This window comes from Citrobacter sedlakii (assembly GCF_018128425.1).
In the GTDB taxonomy this organism is placed as follows: Bacteria; Pseudomonadota; Gammaproteobacteria; order Enterobacterales; family Enterobacteriaceae; genus Citrobacter_A; species Citrobacter_A sedlakii.
This window is the reverse complement of sequence record NZ_CP071070.1, coordinates 4,718,496-4,734,969: the sequence shown is the minus strand read 5'-3', so window position 1 is coordinate 4,734,969 and position 16,474 is coordinate 4,718,496. Positions and strand designations below refer to the sequence as shown.

The following is a 16,474-nucleotide window of genomic DNA, read 5'->3' as shown; positions in this document are numbered from 1 at the left end:
GTCCCCTTAAGACTGCAAGACGTCTGCAAGGCGCTCAAGACGGCCGCGTACGCTGCCATCTATGACCATATCACCCGAGCGGATGATTACGCCTGCCATTACAGACTTATCGATTTTGCAATTCAGCTTAACTTTGCGTGACAGACGTTTTTCCATCGCAGCGCTAATCTTCGCAAGCTGTTCTTCACTCAGTGCGGTCGCGGACGTGACTTCTACCTCAGAGATAGACTCACTCGCGGCGCGCAGGTGAATGAACTGCTCAAGAACATCCGGGAGCGCGTTCAGACGGTTATTCTCAGCCATGACCCGAATCAGGTTCTGACCGTTTTCGTCCAGTTGCTCACCGCATACTGCGATAAACGACTCAGCGAGCGTTTCCGGCGCCAGCGCGCCAGAGAGAAGCTCAGCCATTTGTTCGTTTTTCGTTACCTCGGCGGCAAACGCCAGCATGTCCTGCCAGCGCTCTACACTTTGGTGTTCGACGGCAAAGTCAAAAGCTGCTTTGGCGTAGGGGCGAGCTACCGTAACAAATTCAGACATCAGCCCCTCCCTCCTTACAGTTCAGCGACAAGTTTATCCACGATGTCGCTGTTAGCAGCTTCATCCACGGAACGTTCGATGATCTTCTCGGCGCCAGCAACAGCCAGGATAGCAACTTGCTTACGCAGCTCTTCACGGGCACGTTTACGCTCGGCTTCAATTTCCGCCTGCGCCTGGGCCACGATTTTAGTACGTTCCTGCTCTGCTTCCGTTTTGGCTTCGTCCAGGATCTGAGCGCGGCGTTTGTTCGCCTGCTCGATGATTACCTGAGCTTCCGCCTTCGCTTTTTTCAGCTGGTCGGTCGCGCTGGCCTTTGCAAGGTCAAGATCCTTATGTGCTCGTTCTGCAGAAGCAAGGCCGTCAGCAATTTCTTTTTGACGCTTCTCGATGGCAGCCATTAACGGCGGCCATACGTACTTCATGCAGAACAGAACGAACAGGACAAACGCGATGGCCTGGCCGAGGATTGTTGCGTTAAGATTCACAGCACAATGCCTCTATCTAGTTAACGTTCTGATATTGCTCTTAATTCAAGCAACGCTTACTACGCGACAGCGAACATCACGTACAGACCCAGACCTACAGCGATCATCGGGATAGCATCCACCAGACCCATAACGATAAAGAACTGAGTACGCAGCAGAGGAATCAGATCAGGTTGACGCGCTGCGCCTTCCAGGAATTTACCCCCGAGGATGCCGATACCGATCGCAGCACCGATTGCCGCCAGACCCATCATCACAGCGGCAGCCATGTACAGCAGATCCATATTCAGGTTTTCCATGACAGTCTCCAGTTTGTTTCAGTTAAAACGTAGTAGTGTTGGTAAATTAATGCTCTTCAGACGCCATCGACAGATAGACGATCGTCAGAACCATGAAGATGAAGGCTTGCAGCGTAATAATCAGGATGTGGAAAATGGCCCACGGCACATTCAGGATCCACTGTGACCACCACGGCAACAGACCAGCAATCAGAATGAAAATCAGCTCACCGGCATACATGTTGCCGAACAGTCGCAGACCGAGAGAAACCGGTTTGGACAGCAGACTTACCCCTTCAAGGATTAAGTTGACAGGGATGAACGCCCAGTGATTGAACGGCTGCAGCGTCAACTCTTTCGTGAAGCCGCCGATGCCTTTCATTTTGATGCTGTAGAACAGAATGAGGATAAATACGCCGAGCGCCATAGACAGGGTGATGTTCACGTCAGCAGACGGGACCACACGCAGTGCCGGCAGACCGAGCCAGTGCTCCGCGATGTACGGCAGCAGGTCGATAGGCAGTAAGTCCATCAGGTTCATCAGGAATACCCAGACGAAGATCGTCAGGGCCAGCGGCGCAATCAGCTTGCTTTTGCCATGGTACATGTCTTTCACGCTACCATGCACAAAGCCGATCACCAGCTCAATCGCGGTCTGAAACTTGCCTGGTACGCCGCTGGTTGCCTTCTTGGCCACGCTACGGAACATAAGCAGGAACAACAGACCCAGCACCACCGAGAAAAACATGGAGTCAATATTGAGCGTCCAGAAGGTGGCTGGGGGGTTATGCGGATCCACCAGCGAGAATGTACGCAGGTCCAGCTGAAGGTTGTTCAGGTGGTGTCCTATGTAATCCTGCGGCGTCATATTTTCTGAAGCCATGATGCCTTTTACCCTTTGTTGTTAATTACAGCCGGCGCCAGTATCTGAACCACCAGCACCAAAACCCACGTAACGATCAGCGGCAAAAAAACCGCCTTCAAAACCGCCAGCGCCACCACCAGCAATATCAACATCGCTAACACCTTGAAGGCTTCACCGAAGGCGAACGTCCAGGCCACTCGGCCCTTAGCAGGTGTATGCGCCTGGTGACGCCAGGCAAATATCATAAACAACACGTTAGGCAGAAAGACTGCCATACCTCCGCAAAATGCGGAAGTGCCCCAGAAGGGGTCTTTGAGGCTGAACAGCAATCCACTTGCCACTACCGCCAGAAACTGAATGAACAGAAGCTTACGAGCAACGTTTCGACTCAAGAGCGACACAGACATCACGTTTTTAACTCCTGCTCCCTACGAGGTATGCCGCGTGTCGTATAAAACGTTCTTTAAGGCTTAGAGTCAAGCATCAAAAAGCGGACAAATTATACGGTGCGCCCTCGTGATTTCAAACAATAAGTAGCTAAAAGGTGAATAAATGTTTAAATATTTTTCGACAGGCCACATTTATCACTTTTTGCCAAACTGTGAACGTTCAAGCAAAACTGCAAATGCCGCGTAAACACTGGCGATAAAGCGTGCTTCAGATCACATATTGAGCATATTCGCCCCGACGCCATATATTTACTTGGCAAATGATGCCATTTCAACTTTCTGATATTTAAGCCTAAATTTACTCACTGTTTTAAAAACGGCAGCTTACACCTCGAAAACCTACCATTGACATTTTTAATAAAAACTTAACATGCCATTTTAATTGGTAGCCTCGATTTTTAGCAGGCTGATATTTTCCATGTTGACTAATTTTGTCTTTACCAAAAAAAGCCACGTTACCCAAGTGCTAACAGTCAGTGAAGATGGCGTTAAGCATACTCCGTTTTCGCGCTCCAAATGACGCCGTCTGTTAACACGCAACAGGGCCATTTTTCTTTAATTTTTTTGATAAAAATTAAATTTTATTTGGCTTAATCACCACCAGATGACGCTCGCCTTCCAGCTGCGGCACCGCCAGTTTGACAATGAAATCAACCTGGAACGGCGCAGGCAACGCGGCGATTTCATCCTCTGGCAGGAGCCCCTTCAACGCATAGAAACGGCCATTCTCGCCAGGCAAATGGCGACACCAGCTCACCATGTCATTGAGTGAGGCGAACGCGCGACTGATCACCCCGTCAAACGGCGGTTCAGCGGGGAAATCTTCAACGCGGCTCTGGACCGGGGTGATATTTTTGAGCGCAAGCTCATGCTGTACCTGGCGCAGGAAACGAACCCGCTTCCCCAGGCTGTCGAGCAGGGTGAAATGTGATTCAGGACGGACGATGGACAACGGAATACCCGGCAGCCCAGGGCCTGTCCCCACATCGATAAAACGCTCGCCCTGCAAATGCGGCGCAACCACAATGCTGTCGAGAATATGACGGACCAGCATCTCGTTAGGATCGCGCACAGAGGTCAGGTTGTAGGCTTTGTTCCATTTATGCAGCATGTCGACATACGCAATCAGCTGATTTTTCTGGTGATCGGTAAGCGAAATGCCAGCGTCAGCCAGCAGGCGAGAGAGTTTATTGAGCACGGTGATTACCTGTTGAGATGCTTACGTGGCGGGTGGCACCTGGCTAACCCGCCCTACGGGTTTGTAGGCCCGGTAAGCGTAGCACCACCGGGCGTTTTTCAAAACGTTATGCGCTGCGGCGCAGCATTCCCTGTTTTTTCAGCCATACCAACAGGATGGAGATCGCCGCCGGCGTCACGCCAGAAATGCGCGAAGCCTGACCGATAGAGACCGGTTTGTGATCGTTAAGCTTGGCGATCACTTCGTTCGACAGCCCGGAGACCTGACGGTAATCCAGCGTCGCAGGCAGCAGCGTGTTCTCGTTGCGCAGTTGTTTTTCGATCTCATCCTGCTGACGGGCGATATACCCTTCATATTTCACCTGAATTTCAACCTGCTCAGCGGCCTGAACATCGTCAAGCGCAGGCGCAAACGGCGTCAGCGCGGTAAGCTGTTGGTAGGTCATTTCCGGGCGGCGCAGCAGGTCTTCACCACTGGCTTCACGGGAGAGCGGCGCGGTCAGGTGAGCGTTGACTTCGTCCGCGGTTTCCGCTGTCGGCGTTACCCAGGTGGATTTCAGGCGCTGGCGTTCACGCTCAATATTTTCCAGCTTCTCGTTAAAACGCGCCCAGCGTTCATCATCCACCAGCCCCAGCTCACGGCCCATTTCAGTCAGGCGCAGGTCGGCGTTGTCTTCACGCAGCATCAGGCGGTATTCCGCACGAGAAGTAAACATGCGGTACGGCTCTTTGGTGCCCAGCGTACACAGATCGTCCACCAGCACGCCGAGGTAGGCCTGAGAACGCGCAGGCGCCCAGCCCTCTTTGTCAGCAGACAGACGAGCCGCGTTAAGACCAGCAAGCAAACCTTGCGCAGCCGCTTCTTCGTAGCCGGTGGTACCGTTGATTTGGCCCGCAAAAAACAGCCCCTGGATGAATTTGCTTTCCAGCGTCGGCTTCAGGTCACGCGGATCGAAGAAGTCATATTCAATGGCGTAACCCGGACGGACGATTTTGGCATTTTCCATGCCCTGCATTGAGCGAACAATTTGCATCTGCACATCAAACGGCAGGCTGGTGGAGATGCCGTTCGGGTAAATCTCGTTGGAGGTCAGTCCTTCAGGTTCGAGGAAGATCTGATGCTGATTACGATCGGCGAAGCGCATAACCTTGTCTTCGATCGACGGGCAGTAACGTGGGCCGATCCCTTCGATCACGCCAGCGTACATTGGGCTACGATCGAGGTTATTACGGATCACATCATGGGTTTTCTCGTTGGTGTGGGTGATGTAGCACGGCACCTGCTGCGGATGTTGCGCCGCATTGCCCATAAACGAGAAGACTGGCATCGGGTTGTCGCCATGCTGCTGCGCCAGCACGCTGAAATCAATGGTGCGCGCATCAATACGTGGCGGTGTGCCGGTTTTGAGACGGCTCACGCGCAGCGGCAGTTCCCGCAGGCGGCGGGAAAGGGGGATAGACGGCGGATCGCCCGCACGGCCACCGCTGTAGTTATCCAGACCAATATGTATTTTGCCGTCAAGGAACGTTCCGACGGTGAGAACGACCGCTTTCGCACGGAATTTAAGCCCCATTTGGGTTACTGCGCCAACCACACGATCGTTTTCGACAATCAGATCTTCAACCGCTTGCTGGAAGATCATCAGGTTCGGTTGGTTCTCCAGCGCCGTTCGCACCGCCTGGCGATACAGAACGCGATCCGCCTGGGCGCGCGTGGCGCGAACCGCGGGCCCTTTGCTGGCGTTTAGTATCCTAAACTGAATACCCGCCTGGTCGATCGCTTTTGCCATCAACCCCCCGAGCGCATCCACTTCTTTTACCAGGTGTCCCTTTCCAATACCGCCAATCGCCGGGTTGCAGCTCATCTGCCCCAGCGTGTCGATATTGTGTGTCAAAAGCAGGGTTTGTTGACCCATACGCGCTGCGGCCATCGCGGCCTCAGTGCCTGCATGACCCCCGCCAATGATAATGACGTCAAAAGGATCCGGATAAAACATGGTAATTGCCTCGCATAACGCGGTATGAAAATGGATTGAAGCCCGGGCGGTGGATTCTACTCAACTTTAGTCGATGGAGAAAGACCCGGGATCCTGGGTATTAAAAAGAAGATCTTTTTATTTAGAGATCTGTTCTATTGTGATCTCTTATTAGGATCGCGGCAGGCTGTGGATAAGCCGGATCCCGCCAGTAAGATCAATGACCTGGTAAGGATCATTAGCTGTGAATGATCGGTGATCCTGGTCCGTATAAGCTGGGATCAGAATGAAGGGTTATGCACAACTCAAAAACTGAACAACGGTTATTCTTTGGATAACTACCGGTTGATCCAAGCTTCCTGACAGAGTTATCCACACTCGATCGCACGATCTTTACACTTATTTGAGTAAATTAATCCACGATCCCAGCCAGGCTTCCGCTGGATCTTCCGGTATGTCGTGATCGAGAATGTTGATCTTCAGCGTTTCGCCAAGCTGTTTTGCTCCTGCGCCCTTCATTTCTGTTTCTATCTTTTCGATTGCGCCACAGAAAGTGTCATATTCGCGGCTACCGATGCCCACTGCGCCAAAACGAACCTGTGAGAGATCGGGGGTCTGCGCCTGAAGATCGTCATAGAAAGGCACCAGGTTGTCCGGAATGTCCCCTGCGCCATGTGTGGAACTGATTATCAGCCAAATCCCGGAGAGCGAGAGATCCTCTAACAGCGGGCCGTGCAGGGTTTCGGTTGAAAAACCGGCGTCTTCCAGCTTTTCTGCCAGGTGTTCCGCTACGTATTCCGCACCGCCAAGGGTGCTGCCGCTGATAAGGGTAATATCTGCCATGGATCGCTCGCTCATCTAAAGAGGCGGGTATTGTACGCTGTGAGCGAGCTGGGATCTACCTGTGGAAAAATGTGGGATTAAAAAAGCCGTTCATGGCTTGATGGTGCGCATAATCGGGTTCTGCAAGACGATCAGCGTTTCGGTGGACTGAATTTCATCAATTGTTTGGATCTTGTTGATAAGTACATGCTGGAGCGCGTCGATCGATTTGCACATGACCTTTATAAAGATGCTGTAGTGCCCGGTGGTGTAATACGCTTCAGTGACCTCATCAAGACTTTCCAGCCTGGCCAGCGCAGAGGGATAGTCTTTCGCGCTTTTAAGGATAATGCCGATGAAACAGCCAACGTCATAACCCAACTGCTTAGGACTGACATCGATGCGTGCGCCGGTGATGATCCCTGCCTGCTTCATCTTTTCTACACGCACGTGAATGGTCCCGGGACTTACGCCAAACTGTTTTGCCAGTTCGGCGTAGGCGGTGCGGGCATTTTCCATTAAAGCGTCGAGGATGCCGCGGTCCAGATTGTCGATCTGATAATTTTCCATAGGTTTTTCTTATGTTGATTAATGATTCACTCTATTTTAGACCCGATTTTTATCGAATTAAAATCGGCAACGGCTTTTTGTTTGTGGATTATTGAATAATGACCGCATTCTGTTGCTTAATCAGAGGCAACAGGACGCAGGAGTAAATACAATGAAAACCGCTTATATCGCCAAACAACGTCAAATTAGCTTCGTGAAATCGCACTTCTCTCGCCAGTTGGAAGAGCGTCTGGGTCTGATTGAAGTCCAGGCGCCGATTCTCAGCCGGGTTGGTGATGGCACGCAGGATAACTTGTCAGGCTGTGAAAAAGCGGTACAGGTTAAAGTGAAGGCGTTGCCTGAAGCCCAGTTCGAAGTGGTGCATTCACTGGCCAAGTGGAAACGTCAGACACTGGGACAACACGACTTCAGCGCGGGCGAAGGGCTGTACACGCACATGAAAGCGCTGCGCCCGGATGAAGACCGACTTTCCCCGCTTCACTCGGTCTATGTCGATCAGTGGGACTGGGAGCGCGTCATGGGTGACGGCGAGCGTCAATTCTCCACCCTGAAAAGCACGGTAGAGGCGATCTGGGCAGGGATTAAGACGACCGAAGCCGCCGTAAGCAAAGAGTTTGGTCTGGCGCCGTTCCTGCCGGATCAGATCCAGTTTGTTCACAGCCAGGAATTGCTGGCGCGTTACCCGGATCTTGATGCCAAAGGCCGCGAGCGGGCGATCGCCAAAGAACTGGGCGCAGTATTTCTGGTCGGCATTGGCGGGAAACTGAGCGACGGTCATCGTCACGACGTTCGCGCCCCGGATTACGACGACTGGAGTTCCGATTCCGATCTGGGCTATGCCGGTCTGAACGGCGATATTCTGGTGTGGAACCCGGTTCTTGAAGACGCTTTTGAGCTGTCTTCAATGGGGATCCGCGTTGATGCCGACGCGCTGAAACGCCAGCTTAAACTGACCGGCGATGAAGATCGTCTGAGCCTGGAGTGGCACCAGGCGCTGTTGCGCGGTGAAATGCCGCAAACTATCGGCGGTGGTATCGGCCAGTCCCGTCTGACCATGTTGTTACTGCAACTGCCGCACATTGGTCAGGTTCAGTGCGGCGTGTGGCCAGCGCAGGTGCGTGAAAGCGTCTCGTCTCTGCTGTAATTCTCTAGCGCCGCCAGCGTCTCAGCAGGCGGCTTCGCATCCCGGTGTCAAAGCGCCAGATATGATCGAAAATACGCATGATGCCGGGTTTGCCATGCGCGGACATCGCTACCGCATGAAACCGGTGTTGATGAACGCGCTGGAGTTCCCCTACCTGACTTATCACGTCATCCGGCAGGCGCTGGGCAATAAAGTCCGAAATCACCACCGCGTCGGCATCAGACCACTCCCGTCCATCCATCCGTTCAATGATGGCGCGAAAACAGCTGGCGATATCCGTACCGCCGCGAAAGCGCTGGCTTAAAAAGCGAATCGCCTGTTCGATACCTTCCGGCCCGGAAAGCTCATAACGCACCACTTCAGTGGAAAACAACATAATAACGCAGCGACGGTTATCGGCGAGTGCGATGCGCATCAACGCCAGGCAAAACGCCTTTGCGCACTGTTCGTTGAAGCCGCCCATGGAACCAGACGTGTCCACACAGACGATAAACGGTCCGCGCGGCTGCTCGTCGACAGCCTGGTGAACGACCGGCCGCTCGGTGACTTTTTCGCGCCAGGCCTCGCCCTGCAGACGGTAAGTGAGCAGTTGCTTTTCCAGGAGCCGCCGATAAAACTCATATTCCAGCTCTGTAATGCCGAGCGTCGCCAGTTCCGGTGGCAGCAGACGCAGAATGTCATCACTCTGTTGAATGCCATCAACCTGCTCAGGCACCGTCGCGGGTTCGCGCACCAGCGTGCGGAAAGTCTCCATTGGCGCGTCCTTACGCGGGACGGATTTCGCCTCTCTGGATCGCCCTAACTGTTCCGCCAGCCGCTGAAGCTCAGGCTGATCGGCCAGGAAGTCGCCGTATTTGACGATCAATTGATAATCGCCGCGCCTGAGCTGTCCGGCGCTCATGTCCCACAGGCGACCTGCCGCGGTATCGTTTTCCGCCAGCACGGGATCCAACTGGCCGCTGAGGGTCATTCTTTCCTGAACCTCACTGAGTAATTGCTCGCGTTCTTCCTCCAGCAACTGCTGGTTTAACGTGGTGGCTTGCACGACCAGGCTTAAGCGCCAGCGCTGGAGAAAAAGCGTATGCAGGGCAGGGGTAAACACCGCATTGTTGTCCACCAGCTGCTGAGCCTGCGCGGCCCAGGGAGAATGTAATCGGTGCAGTAGCGCGAGAATGTGCGGAAGCTGCACGACGAACTGAGCGCTGGAGAGAAGCTGGCTCTGCTGGTAGCACATCACCTCCTCCGTGAGCGCCGGCGGCACCCTCGTATCTTTTAGCCGACTACGTAACGCTTCACGCCAGCGCGGGAGATCGTTCGTTATCGCTGTTTTCAGGCGGGGAAATTTTTCAAAGAACACAGCCAACTGCGGCGAGGCCAGTAGCGCGAGGATCATCTCTTCGATCATCCCCTCTTCGCTGACGGCTAACATCACATTCAGCGTATCCAGCGTCAGCATTGTTGCGCCTGACGGATCTGCTCACCAACGTCCTGCAGGCTGGCTTCAATGCGTCCCAGCCAGTCGCTATGAATGAACAGGCATTTTTGCTGCTCGCTAAAGCGGGTATGTTGCAGATGCCAATCGTTAGCCAGTTCTTCCAGCTGTTGTTTGATTTCGCCGGGCATGGCTTCTTCAGAGGAACCGGGGAGCGCCAGACGTGTGCCCTGTAAGCTGACATCGCGCACGACCAGATGCTGAGCGCTATCCACCTCCATGTTCAGCGTCTGGGCAAATCCAATCCCGTTGAGTTTACCGCGGATCTCTCCACCTTTCGCCAGCCACTGCTCCAGCGCGCTACGTTCAAAGGCGATGTGGATCACTTCCATATCGTGCAGCTTCAGCGGCTGTTGTAGCAGCAGGGTCAGGGATGAGGCGGTGATGTCAGGAGGCAAGTCGTAATGTGGACGGCGGCTGAACATGCCGCCCTGGCGAATGACGGTAAATGCGGTTTTATCGCTTTGTTGCTGTTGAAGCTGAATGCGCCGCTGGACGATACCGGCAAGGCGTGTCAGCATTGCCTGCTGCTGCCAGGCGTGCCCGGTCATCAATATTTCGAGCTGTTGTTGCATCAAATTCAGGCTCTGGGCGTCGTACCACAGACAATCTTTCAGCAGAATAAGATCGATTGGCGCCACCGCGTCGCGTCCGCTGAAGAAGGCGCTGGCCTGCAACAGGCGTATGGCTTTCTTCCAGCGTCGGTCAGAAACATAGGGCGCGTTGGGGACATTTTCCAGCTGCTGGCGCAGGGTAAAAACCAGCTCAAATACATGATCGGGCAGCAAAACCGCGCCAATCTCCTTTTGCCACTGATGATACTCATCATCGCTAATCTGGAGCGACGCGGCGACGGGGTTTTCATTTTCGTCCTGCTGGCTGGTCAGCATGGCGCGGAAGTTGGTTTTGTCCTGGACTTTATCCAGCCACAGGCGGATCAGCATTCGGTCATACAGTGCTTCAAGACTGCTGTCCGCCTCCGGCAGTTCGTTGGACGCCGCTACCAGCAGGCGCATCGGAATTTTTTCTTCATGCGCGCCGTTACGAAAATGGCGTTCATTGATGGCGGTTAACAGCGTGTTCAGAATGGCCGGACCCGCTTTCCAGATCTCATCAAGAAAAACGATTTCAGCTTCGGGCAGATACCCGGCGGTTAAGCGTTCGTAGCGGCCTTCATCTTTTAGCGCCTGAATGGAAAGAGGTCCAAAAACCTCTTCCGGCGTGGAAAAACGGGTCATCAGATATTCGAACGCGCGCGCATTCTGGAACGCGAATTTCAGCCGGCGCGCGATCAGGCTTTTAGCTATTCCTGGAGGGCCGAGCAGGAAAACGCTCTCGCCGCTCAGGGCCGCCAGCAGACAAAGTCGAATGGCGTGGCTGCGCTCAAACAATCCTTTTTCCAGCGCACTGCTCAGACGTGAAATTCTTTCTGCTAAGAGATGTGGGTGAGCCATAATAGAGTGGCGTCCTTCTGTAAAAAATACTGCGTTAACAGCGAGTATAGACGTTTCGCTCCGTGGGCTGAACGGGTCCGGGAGGTGGATTTATTTTTTTTGAGCCAGGTTAATCTGGACTCATTTAGGGGTACGATTTTGCGATTAATCGTGCATACTGTGCGCTTTTTTGTGGGCCAAGGGACCAGGTACACATTTCTTTTATAACGAAAGACTAGTCTATGAGCACTGATAAAAAGCAATCATTGTCTGCGATTACGCTCGCGGCCATTGGGGTTGTCTACGGTGATATTGGTACCAGCCCACTTTATACACTTCGTGAATGTTTGTCCGGTCAGTTTGGTTTTGGCGTTGAACGCGATGCCGTGTTTGGCTTCCTGTCGCTAATTTTCTGGCTGTTGATCTTTGTTGTTTCCATTAAGTATCTGACCTTCGTCATGCGCGCGGATAACGCCGGTGAAGGGGGGATCCTGACGCTGATGTCGCTCGCCGGGCGGAATACCTCTGCGCGAACGACCTCCCTGTTGGTGATCATGGGGCTGATCGGCGGCAGCTTTTTCTATGGCGAGGTCGTGATCACTCCAGCCATCTCGGTGATGTCGGCCATTGAAGGTCTGGAAATTGTCGCGCCGCAGTTGGATACCTGGATTGTGCCGCTGTCGATTGTCGTCCTGACGCTGCTGTTTGTGATTCAGAAGCACGGTACCGGGATGGTAGGCAAATTGTTCGCGCCGATTATGCTGACCTGGTTCCTGGTTCTGGCGGTGCTGGGCATGCGCAGTATTATCGGTAATCCGGAAGTCCTGCACGCATTAAACCCGATGTGGGCGGTACATTTCTTCCTTGAATATAAAACCGTCTCCTTTATTGCGCTGGGCGCGGTAGTGCTGTCGATCACCGGTGTGGAAGCGCTGTATGCCGATATGGGGCACTTTGGTAAGTTTCCGATTCGCCTGGCGTGGTTTTCGGTGGTGCTGCCTTCGCTGGTACTGAACTACTTTGGTCAGGGGGCGTTGTTGTTGAAGCAACCGGAAGCGATCAAAAACCCGTTCTTCCTGCTGGCGCCTGACTGGGCGCTGATCCCGCTGCTGATCCTTGCTGCGCTGGCGACCGTTATCGCCTCGCAGGCGGTCATTTCCGGCGTTTTCTCGCTCACTCGCCAGGCGGTTCGTCTGGGATATCTATCACCGATGCGCATTATTCACACATCCGAAATGGAGTCCGGGCAGATCTACATTCCGTTTGTGAACTGGATGCTCTATATCGCGGTGGTGATCGTTATTGTCAGCTTCGAGCATTCCAGCAACCTGGCGGCGGCATACGGTATTGCCGTTACCGGTACGATGGTACTGACATCTATTCTGTCCACCACCGTGGCGCGTAAAAACTGGCACTGGAATAAGTACTTTGTGGCGCTGATTCTGGTGGCGTTCCTGTGCATTGATATTCCGTTGTTTTCCGCCAACCTCGATAAACTTCTTTCCGGCGGCTGGCTGCCGCTTTCTCTGGGGCTGGTGATGTTCACTATCATGACCACCTGGAAAAGCGAACGCTTCCGTCTGCTGCGCCGTATGCATGAGCACGGAAACTCGCTGGAAGCGATGATCGCTTCGCTGGAAAAATCGCCGCCGGTGCGTGTGCCGGGGACGGCGGTGTATATGTCCCGTGCGCTGAATGTGATCCCCTTTGCGTTAATGCATAACCTGAAGCATAACAAGGTGCTGCACGAACGGGTGATCCTGCTGACGTTGCGAACCGAAGATGCGCCGTATGTGCATAACGTCCGCCGCGTACAGATTGAGCAGCTGTCGCCGACCTTCTGGCGCGTGGTAGCCAGCTACGGCTGGCGCGAAACGCCAAATGTAGAGGAAGTGTTCCACCGTTGCGGTCTGGAAGGGCTGAGCTGCCGGATGATGGAGACGTCGTTCTTTATGTCGCACGAGTCGTTAATTATCGGCAAGCGCCCCTGGTACTTGCGCCTGCGGGGCAAGCTGTATCTTATTTTGCAACGTAACGCCCTGCGCGCGCCTGACCAGTTTGAGATCCCGCCTAACCGCGTCATTGAGTTAGGCACCCAGGTCGAGATTTAAGTTTGCTTGAAATGCCGGGTGGCGCTTCGCTTACCCGGCATACTCCCCGCATTGTCTTCCCGCCCATATGACGCTCTGTTTCACGTAGCGAAACGTTTCGACGCCGATCACAAATCTGTTACGTCATGATGGTTTTCTGAACACCGTTAAGATAAAACTGATGTCAGCGAAACGTTTCGCTAGTGGAGCAAGAAAAATGAAGAAAGGCGCAGTACTTAACTCTGAGATTTCATCGGTGATTTCCCGTCTGGGACATACCGATACGCTGGTAGTGTGTGACGCAGGTTTACCCATCCCAAACAGTACAACGCGTATCGATATGGCATTAACCCAGGGCGTACCTTCGTTCATGCAGGTACTGGAGGTTGTCACCCGTGAGATGCAGGTTGAGTCGGCCATTCTCGCGACGGAAATAAAACAACATAATCCGCAACTCCACGAAGCGTTGCTCAATTCTCTTGAGCAGCTGCAGCAACACCAGGGAAACACTATTGAAATTCGTTACACCACGCATGAACACTTTAAACAACAAACCGCAGACAGTCAGGCGGTAATTCGCAGCGGGGAGTGTTCCCCGTATGCGAATATCATTCTCTGTGCCGGCGTCACTTTCTGAGGCCACCATGGACGCATTACTGCAACTTAAAGGGATCGATAAGTCGTTCCCGGGCGTGAAGGCGCTTTCCGGCGCCGCACTCAACGTCTACCCGGGCCGCGTGATGGCGCTGGTGGGCGAGAACGGTGCGGGCAAATCCACCATGATGAAAGTGCTGACCGGTATCTATACCCGCGATGCGGGGTCATTGGTATGGCTGGGGAAAGAGACCACTTTTAACGGACCGAAATCTTCGCAAGAAGCCGGGATCGGCATCATCCACCAGGAACTGAACCTGATCCCACAGCTCACCATTGCGGAGAACATCTTTCTTGGTCGCGAATTTGTTAACCGTTTTGGCAAAATCGACTGGAAAAAAATGTATGCCGAAGCGGATCAACTGTTAGCGAAGCTCAACCTGCGCTTTAAGAGCGATCGGCTGGTAGGGGAGCTGTCGATTGGCGATCAGCAGATGGTCGAGATCGCCAAAGTGCTGAGCTTTGAGTCCAGAGTCATCATCATGGATGAACCGACCGACGCTTTGACCGATACCGAAACCGAATCTCTTTTCCGCGTTATCCGCGAGCTGAAATCGCAGGGGCGCGGCATTGTCTATATCTCCCACCGCATGAAAGAGATTTTCGAGATCTGCGACGACGTCACCGTTTTCCGTGACGGGCAGTTTATTGCCGAACGGGAAGTGGCCTCGCTGACCGAAGATTCACTGATCGAAATGATGGTGGGGCGCAAGCTGGAAGATCAGTATCCGCGGCTGGATAAAGCGCCGGGCGACGTGCGTCTGAAAGTCGATAACCTGTGCGGCCCCGGCGTGAACAATGTCTCGTTTACCTTACGCAAAGGGGAGATCCTCGGCGTGTCCGGATTGATGGGGGCAGGCCGTACCGAGCTGATGAAAGTGCTGTACGGGGCACTGCCGCGCACCAGCGGTAACGTGACGCTCGACGGGCACGAGGTGATCACCCGCGCGCCACAGGACGGACTGGCGAATGGCATTGTCTATATCTCCGAAGACCGTAAACGCGACGGCTTAGTGTTGGGGATGTCAGTGAAAGAGAACATGTCACTGACCGCGCTGCGCTATTTCAGCCGTGCCGGCGGCAGCCTGAAGCATAAAGATGAGCAACAGGCGGTGAGCGATTTTATCCGTCTCTTTAACGTCAAAACCCCGTCGATGGAGCAGGCGATTGGCCTGTTGTCCGGCGGGAATCAGCAGAAAGTGGCGATTGCCCGCGGGCTGATGACCCGCCCTAAAGTGTTGATTCTTGATGAGCCTACCCGCGGCGTCGACGTGGGCGCCAAAAAAGAAATTTATCAGCTGATCAACCAGTTTAAGGCCGATGGCCTGAGCATCATTCTGGTCTCCTCTGAGATGCCAGAAGTATTAGGCATGAGCGATCGCATTATCGTCATGCATGAAGGGCGTCTCGGCGGTGAATTCACTCGCGAGCAGGCCACCCAGGAAGTTCTGATGGCTGCCGCTGTGGGCAAGCTTAATCGCGTGAATCAGGAGTAAAAAAAATGACTACCCAGGCTGTTTCTGGTCGCCGTTATTTCACCAAAGCGTGGTTGATGGAGCAGAAGTCGCTCATTGCGCTGTTGGTGCTGATCGCGATTGTATCGACCTTAAGCCCTAACTTTTTTACCGTTAATAACCTGTTCAACATTCTTCAGCAGACCTCCGTAAACGCCATTATGGCGGTCGGGATGACGCTGGTGATTTTGACGTCGGGTATCGATCTGTCCGTCGGTTCCCTGCTGGCACTCACCGGCGCCGTTGCCGCTTCCATTGTTGGACTGGAGGTGAACGCGCTGGTGGCCGTTGCCGCCGCGCTGGCATTAGGTGCCGCCGTGGGCGCGGTGACTGGCGTTATCGTGGCGAAAGGGCGAGTACAGGCGTTTATCGCCACGCTGGTAATGATGCTGCTGTTACGTGGCGTGACGATGGTTTACACCAACGGAAGCCCGGTGAATACCGGCTTTACCGAAAACGCCGATCTGTTTGGCTGGTTCGGTATTGGCCGTCCGCTGGGTGTTCCGACGCCGGTGTGGATCATGGGGATTGTCTTCCTGGCGGCGTGGTACATGCTGCACCATACCCGGCTGGGCCGCTATATTTACGCGCTGGGCGGTAACGAAGCGGCAACCCGCTTGTCCGGTATCAGCGTCAGTAAAATCAAAATTATCGTTTATTCGCTCTGCGGCTTGCTGGCGTCGCTGGCGGGCATCATTGAAGTGGCGCGTCTTTCCTCCGCGCAGCCTACAGCCGGGACGGGCTATGAACTCGACGCCATTGCGGCTGTTGTGCTTGGCGGGACCAGTCTGGCGGGAGGTAAAGGGCGCATTGTTGGGACCTTGATCGGCGCATTGATTCTTGGTTTCCTGAATAATGGTTTGAATTTGTTAGGTGTTTCCTCCTATTACCAGATGATCGTCAAAGCGGTGGTGATATTGCTGGCGGTACTGGTAGACAACAAAAAGCAGTAACAACGACTACAG

The 16,474-nt window shown here is 53.7% G+C and carries 16 protein-coding genes; 5 read left to right on the top strand and 11 right to left on the bottom strand.

What is annotated here, in order from left to right:
- Positions 1-6 precede the first annotated feature (6 nt).
- The 9 genes from atpH to asnC all read right to left on the bottom strand — a co-directional run bounded on the left by atpH (position 7) and on the right by asnC (position 7,182).
- Complete coding sequence (gene atpH, locus JY391_RS22375; protein ID WP_060569954.1) at positions 7-540, bottom strand: F0F1 ATP synthase subunit delta; 534 nt, start codon at positions 538-540, stop codon at positions 7-9.
- Between the two features lie 14 nt (positions 541-554).
- Positions 555-1,025, bottom strand: a complete 471-nt coding sequence (gene atpF / locus JY391_RS22370; protein ID WP_003023796.1) for a F0F1 ATP synthase subunit B — start codon at positions 1,023-1,025, stop codon at positions 555-557.
- A 59-nt stretch (positions 1,026-1,084) separates the two neighbouring features.
- A complete protein-coding gene (gene atpE / locus JY391_RS22365; RefSeq protein ID WP_000429386.1) occupies positions 1,085-1,324 on the bottom strand; it encodes a F0F1 ATP synthase subunit C in 240 nt (79 codons plus the stop codon).
- Between the two features lie 46 nt (positions 1,325-1,370).
- Positions 1,371-2,186: a F0F1 ATP synthase subunit A gene (atpB, locus tag JY391_RS22360; RefSeq protein WP_042287334.1), complete on the bottom strand. Its 816-nt coding sequence runs from the start codon at positions 2,184-2,186 to the stop codon at positions 1,371-1,373.
- 8 nt (positions 2,187-2,194) lie between these two features.
- Entirely contained in the window at positions 2,195-2,575 is a 381-nt protein-coding gene (gene atpI / locus JY391_RS22355) for a F0F1 ATP synthase subunit I (protein WP_042287337.1), read from the bottom strand.
- Between the two features lie 616 nt (positions 2,576-3,191).
- Positions 3,192-3,815: a 16S rRNA (guanine(527)-N(7))-methyltransferase RsmG gene (rsmG, locus tag JY391_RS22350; protein ID WP_211935042.1), complete on the bottom strand. Its 624-nt coding sequence runs from the start codon at positions 3,813-3,815 to the stop codon at positions 3,192-3,194.
- 106 nt (positions 3,816-3,921) lie between these two features.
- Positions 3,922-5,811, bottom strand: a complete 1,890-nt coding sequence (mnmG, locus tag JY391_RS22345; protein ID WP_060569953.1) for a tRNA uridine-5-carboxymethylaminomethyl(34) synthesis enzyme MnmG — start codon at positions 5,809-5,811, stop codon at positions 3,922-3,924.
- Between the two features lie 378 nt (positions 5,812-6,189).
- Positions 6,190-6,633 carry an FMN-binding protein MioC gene (mioC, locus tag JY391_RS22340; protein ID WP_042287345.1) on the bottom strand — a complete coding sequence of 148 codons (444 nt, stop codon included), beginning with the start codon at positions 6,631-6,633 and terminating at the stop codon, positions 6,190-6,192.
- Between the two features lie 90 nt (positions 6,634-6,723).
- Positions 6,724-7,182 (bottom strand): transcriptional regulator AsnC, encoded by a 459-nt coding sequence (asnC, locus tag JY391_RS22335; RefSeq protein ID WP_000433016.1) that lies wholly within the window; start codon positions 7,180-7,182, stop codon positions 6,724-6,726.
- 151 nt (positions 7,183-7,333) lie between these two features.
- On the opposite strand from asnC, the gene asnA reads away from it, so the two are divergent.
- Positions 7,334-8,326, top strand: coding sequence for an aspartate--ammonia ligase (asnA, locus tag JY391_RS22330; RefSeq protein WP_042287349.1), 993 nt, complete (start codon positions 7,334-7,336; stop codon positions 8,324-8,326).
- 4 nt (positions 8,327-8,330) lie between these two features.
- Here the strand turns inward: asnA and viaA are convergent, their stop codons facing one another.
- Positions 8,331-9,782, bottom strand: coding sequence for an ATPase RavA stimulator ViaA (gene viaA / locus JY391_RS22325; protein ID WP_211935041.1), 1,452 nt, complete (start codon positions 9,780-9,782; stop codon positions 8,331-8,333).
- A complete protein-coding gene (gene ravA, locus JY391_RS22320; RefSeq protein ID WP_060569950.1) occupies positions 9,776-11,272 on the bottom strand; it encodes an ATPase RavA in 1,497 nt (498 codons plus the stop codon). The genes viaA and ravA overlap by 7 nt, the downstream gene beginning before the upstream one ends.
- 221 nt (positions 11,273-11,493) lie before the next feature.
- On the opposite strand from ravA, the gene kup reads away from it, so the two are divergent.
- The 4 genes from kup (at position 11,494) to rbsC (ending at position 16,462) form a co-directional block, all read left to right on the top strand.
- Complete coding sequence (kup, locus tag JY391_RS22315) at positions 11,494-13,362, top strand: low affinity potassium transporter Kup (RefSeq protein WP_211935040.1); 1,869 nt, start codon at positions 11,494-11,496, stop codon at positions 13,360-13,362.
- Positions 13,363-13,558: 196 nt separating this feature from the next.
- A complete protein-coding gene (rbsD, locus tag JY391_RS22310; protein WP_042287361.1) occupies positions 13,559-13,978 on the top strand; it encodes a D-ribose pyranase in 420 nt (139 codons plus the stop codon).
- 7 nt (positions 13,979-13,985) lie between these two features.
- Positions 13,986-15,491 carry a ribose ABC transporter ATP-binding protein RbsA gene (gene rbsA, locus JY391_RS22305; protein ID WP_211935039.1) on the top strand — a complete coding sequence of 502 codons (1,506 nt, stop codon included), beginning with the start codon at positions 13,986-13,988 and terminating at the stop codon, positions 15,489-15,491.
- Positions 15,492-15,496: 5 nt separating this feature from the next.
- Positions 15,497-16,462 (top strand): ribose ABC transporter permease, encoded by a 966-nt coding sequence (gene rbsC, locus JY391_RS22300; RefSeq protein WP_042287366.1) that lies wholly within the window; start codon positions 15,497-15,499, stop codon positions 16,460-16,462.
- Positions 16,463-16,474: the final 12 nt, after the last annotated feature.

Coding starts and splice junctions, on each gene's coding strand:
- atpH (WP_060569954.1), bottom strand. CDS start 540: ATGTCTGAATTTGTTACGGTAGCTCGCCCCTACGCCAAAGCAGCTTTT.
- atpE (WP_000429386.1), bottom strand. CDS start 1,324: ATGGAAAACCTGAATATGGATCTGCTGTACATGGCTGCCGCTGTGATG.
- atpB (WP_042287334.1), bottom strand. CDS start 2,186: ATGGCTTCAGAAAATATGACGCCGCAGGATTACATAGGACACCACCTG.
- atpI (WP_042287337.1), bottom strand. CDS start 2,575: ATGTCTGTGTCGCTCTTGAGTCGAAACGTTGCTCGTAAGCTTCTGTTC.
- mnmG (WP_060569953.1), bottom strand. CDS start 5,811: ATGTTTTATCCGGATCCTTTTGACGTCATTATCATTGGCGGGGGTCAT.
- mioC (WP_042287345.1), bottom strand. CDS start 6,633: ATGGCAGATATTACCCTTATCAGCGGCAGCACCCTTGGCGGTGCGGAA.
- asnC (WP_000433016.1), bottom strand. CDS start 7,182: ATGGAAAATTATCAGATCGACAATCTGGACCGCGGCATCCTCGACGCT.
- asnA (WP_042287349.1), top strand. CDS start 7,334: ATGAAAACCGCTTATATCGCCAAACAACGTCAAATTAGCTTCGTGAAA.
- viaA (WP_211935041.1), bottom strand. CDS start 9,782: ATGCTGACGCTGGATACGCTGAATGTGATGTTAGCCGTCAGCGAAGAG.
- ravA (WP_060569950.1), bottom strand. CDS start 11,272: ATGGCTCACCCACATCTCTTAGCAGAAAGAATTTCACGTCTGAGCAGT.
- kup (WP_211935040.1), top strand. CDS start 11,494: ATGAGCACTGATAAAAAGCAATCATTGTCTGCGATTACGCTCGCGGCC.
- rbsD (WP_042287361.1), top strand. CDS start 13,559: ATGAAGAAAGGCGCAGTACTTAACTCTGAGATTTCATCGGTGATTTCC.
- rbsA (WP_211935039.1), top strand. CDS start 13,986: ATGGACGCATTACTGCAACTTAAAGGGATCGATAAGTCGTTCCCGGGC.
- rbsC (WP_042287366.1), top strand. CDS start 15,497: ATGACTACCCAGGCTGTTTCTGGTCGCCGTTATTTCACCAAAGCGTGG.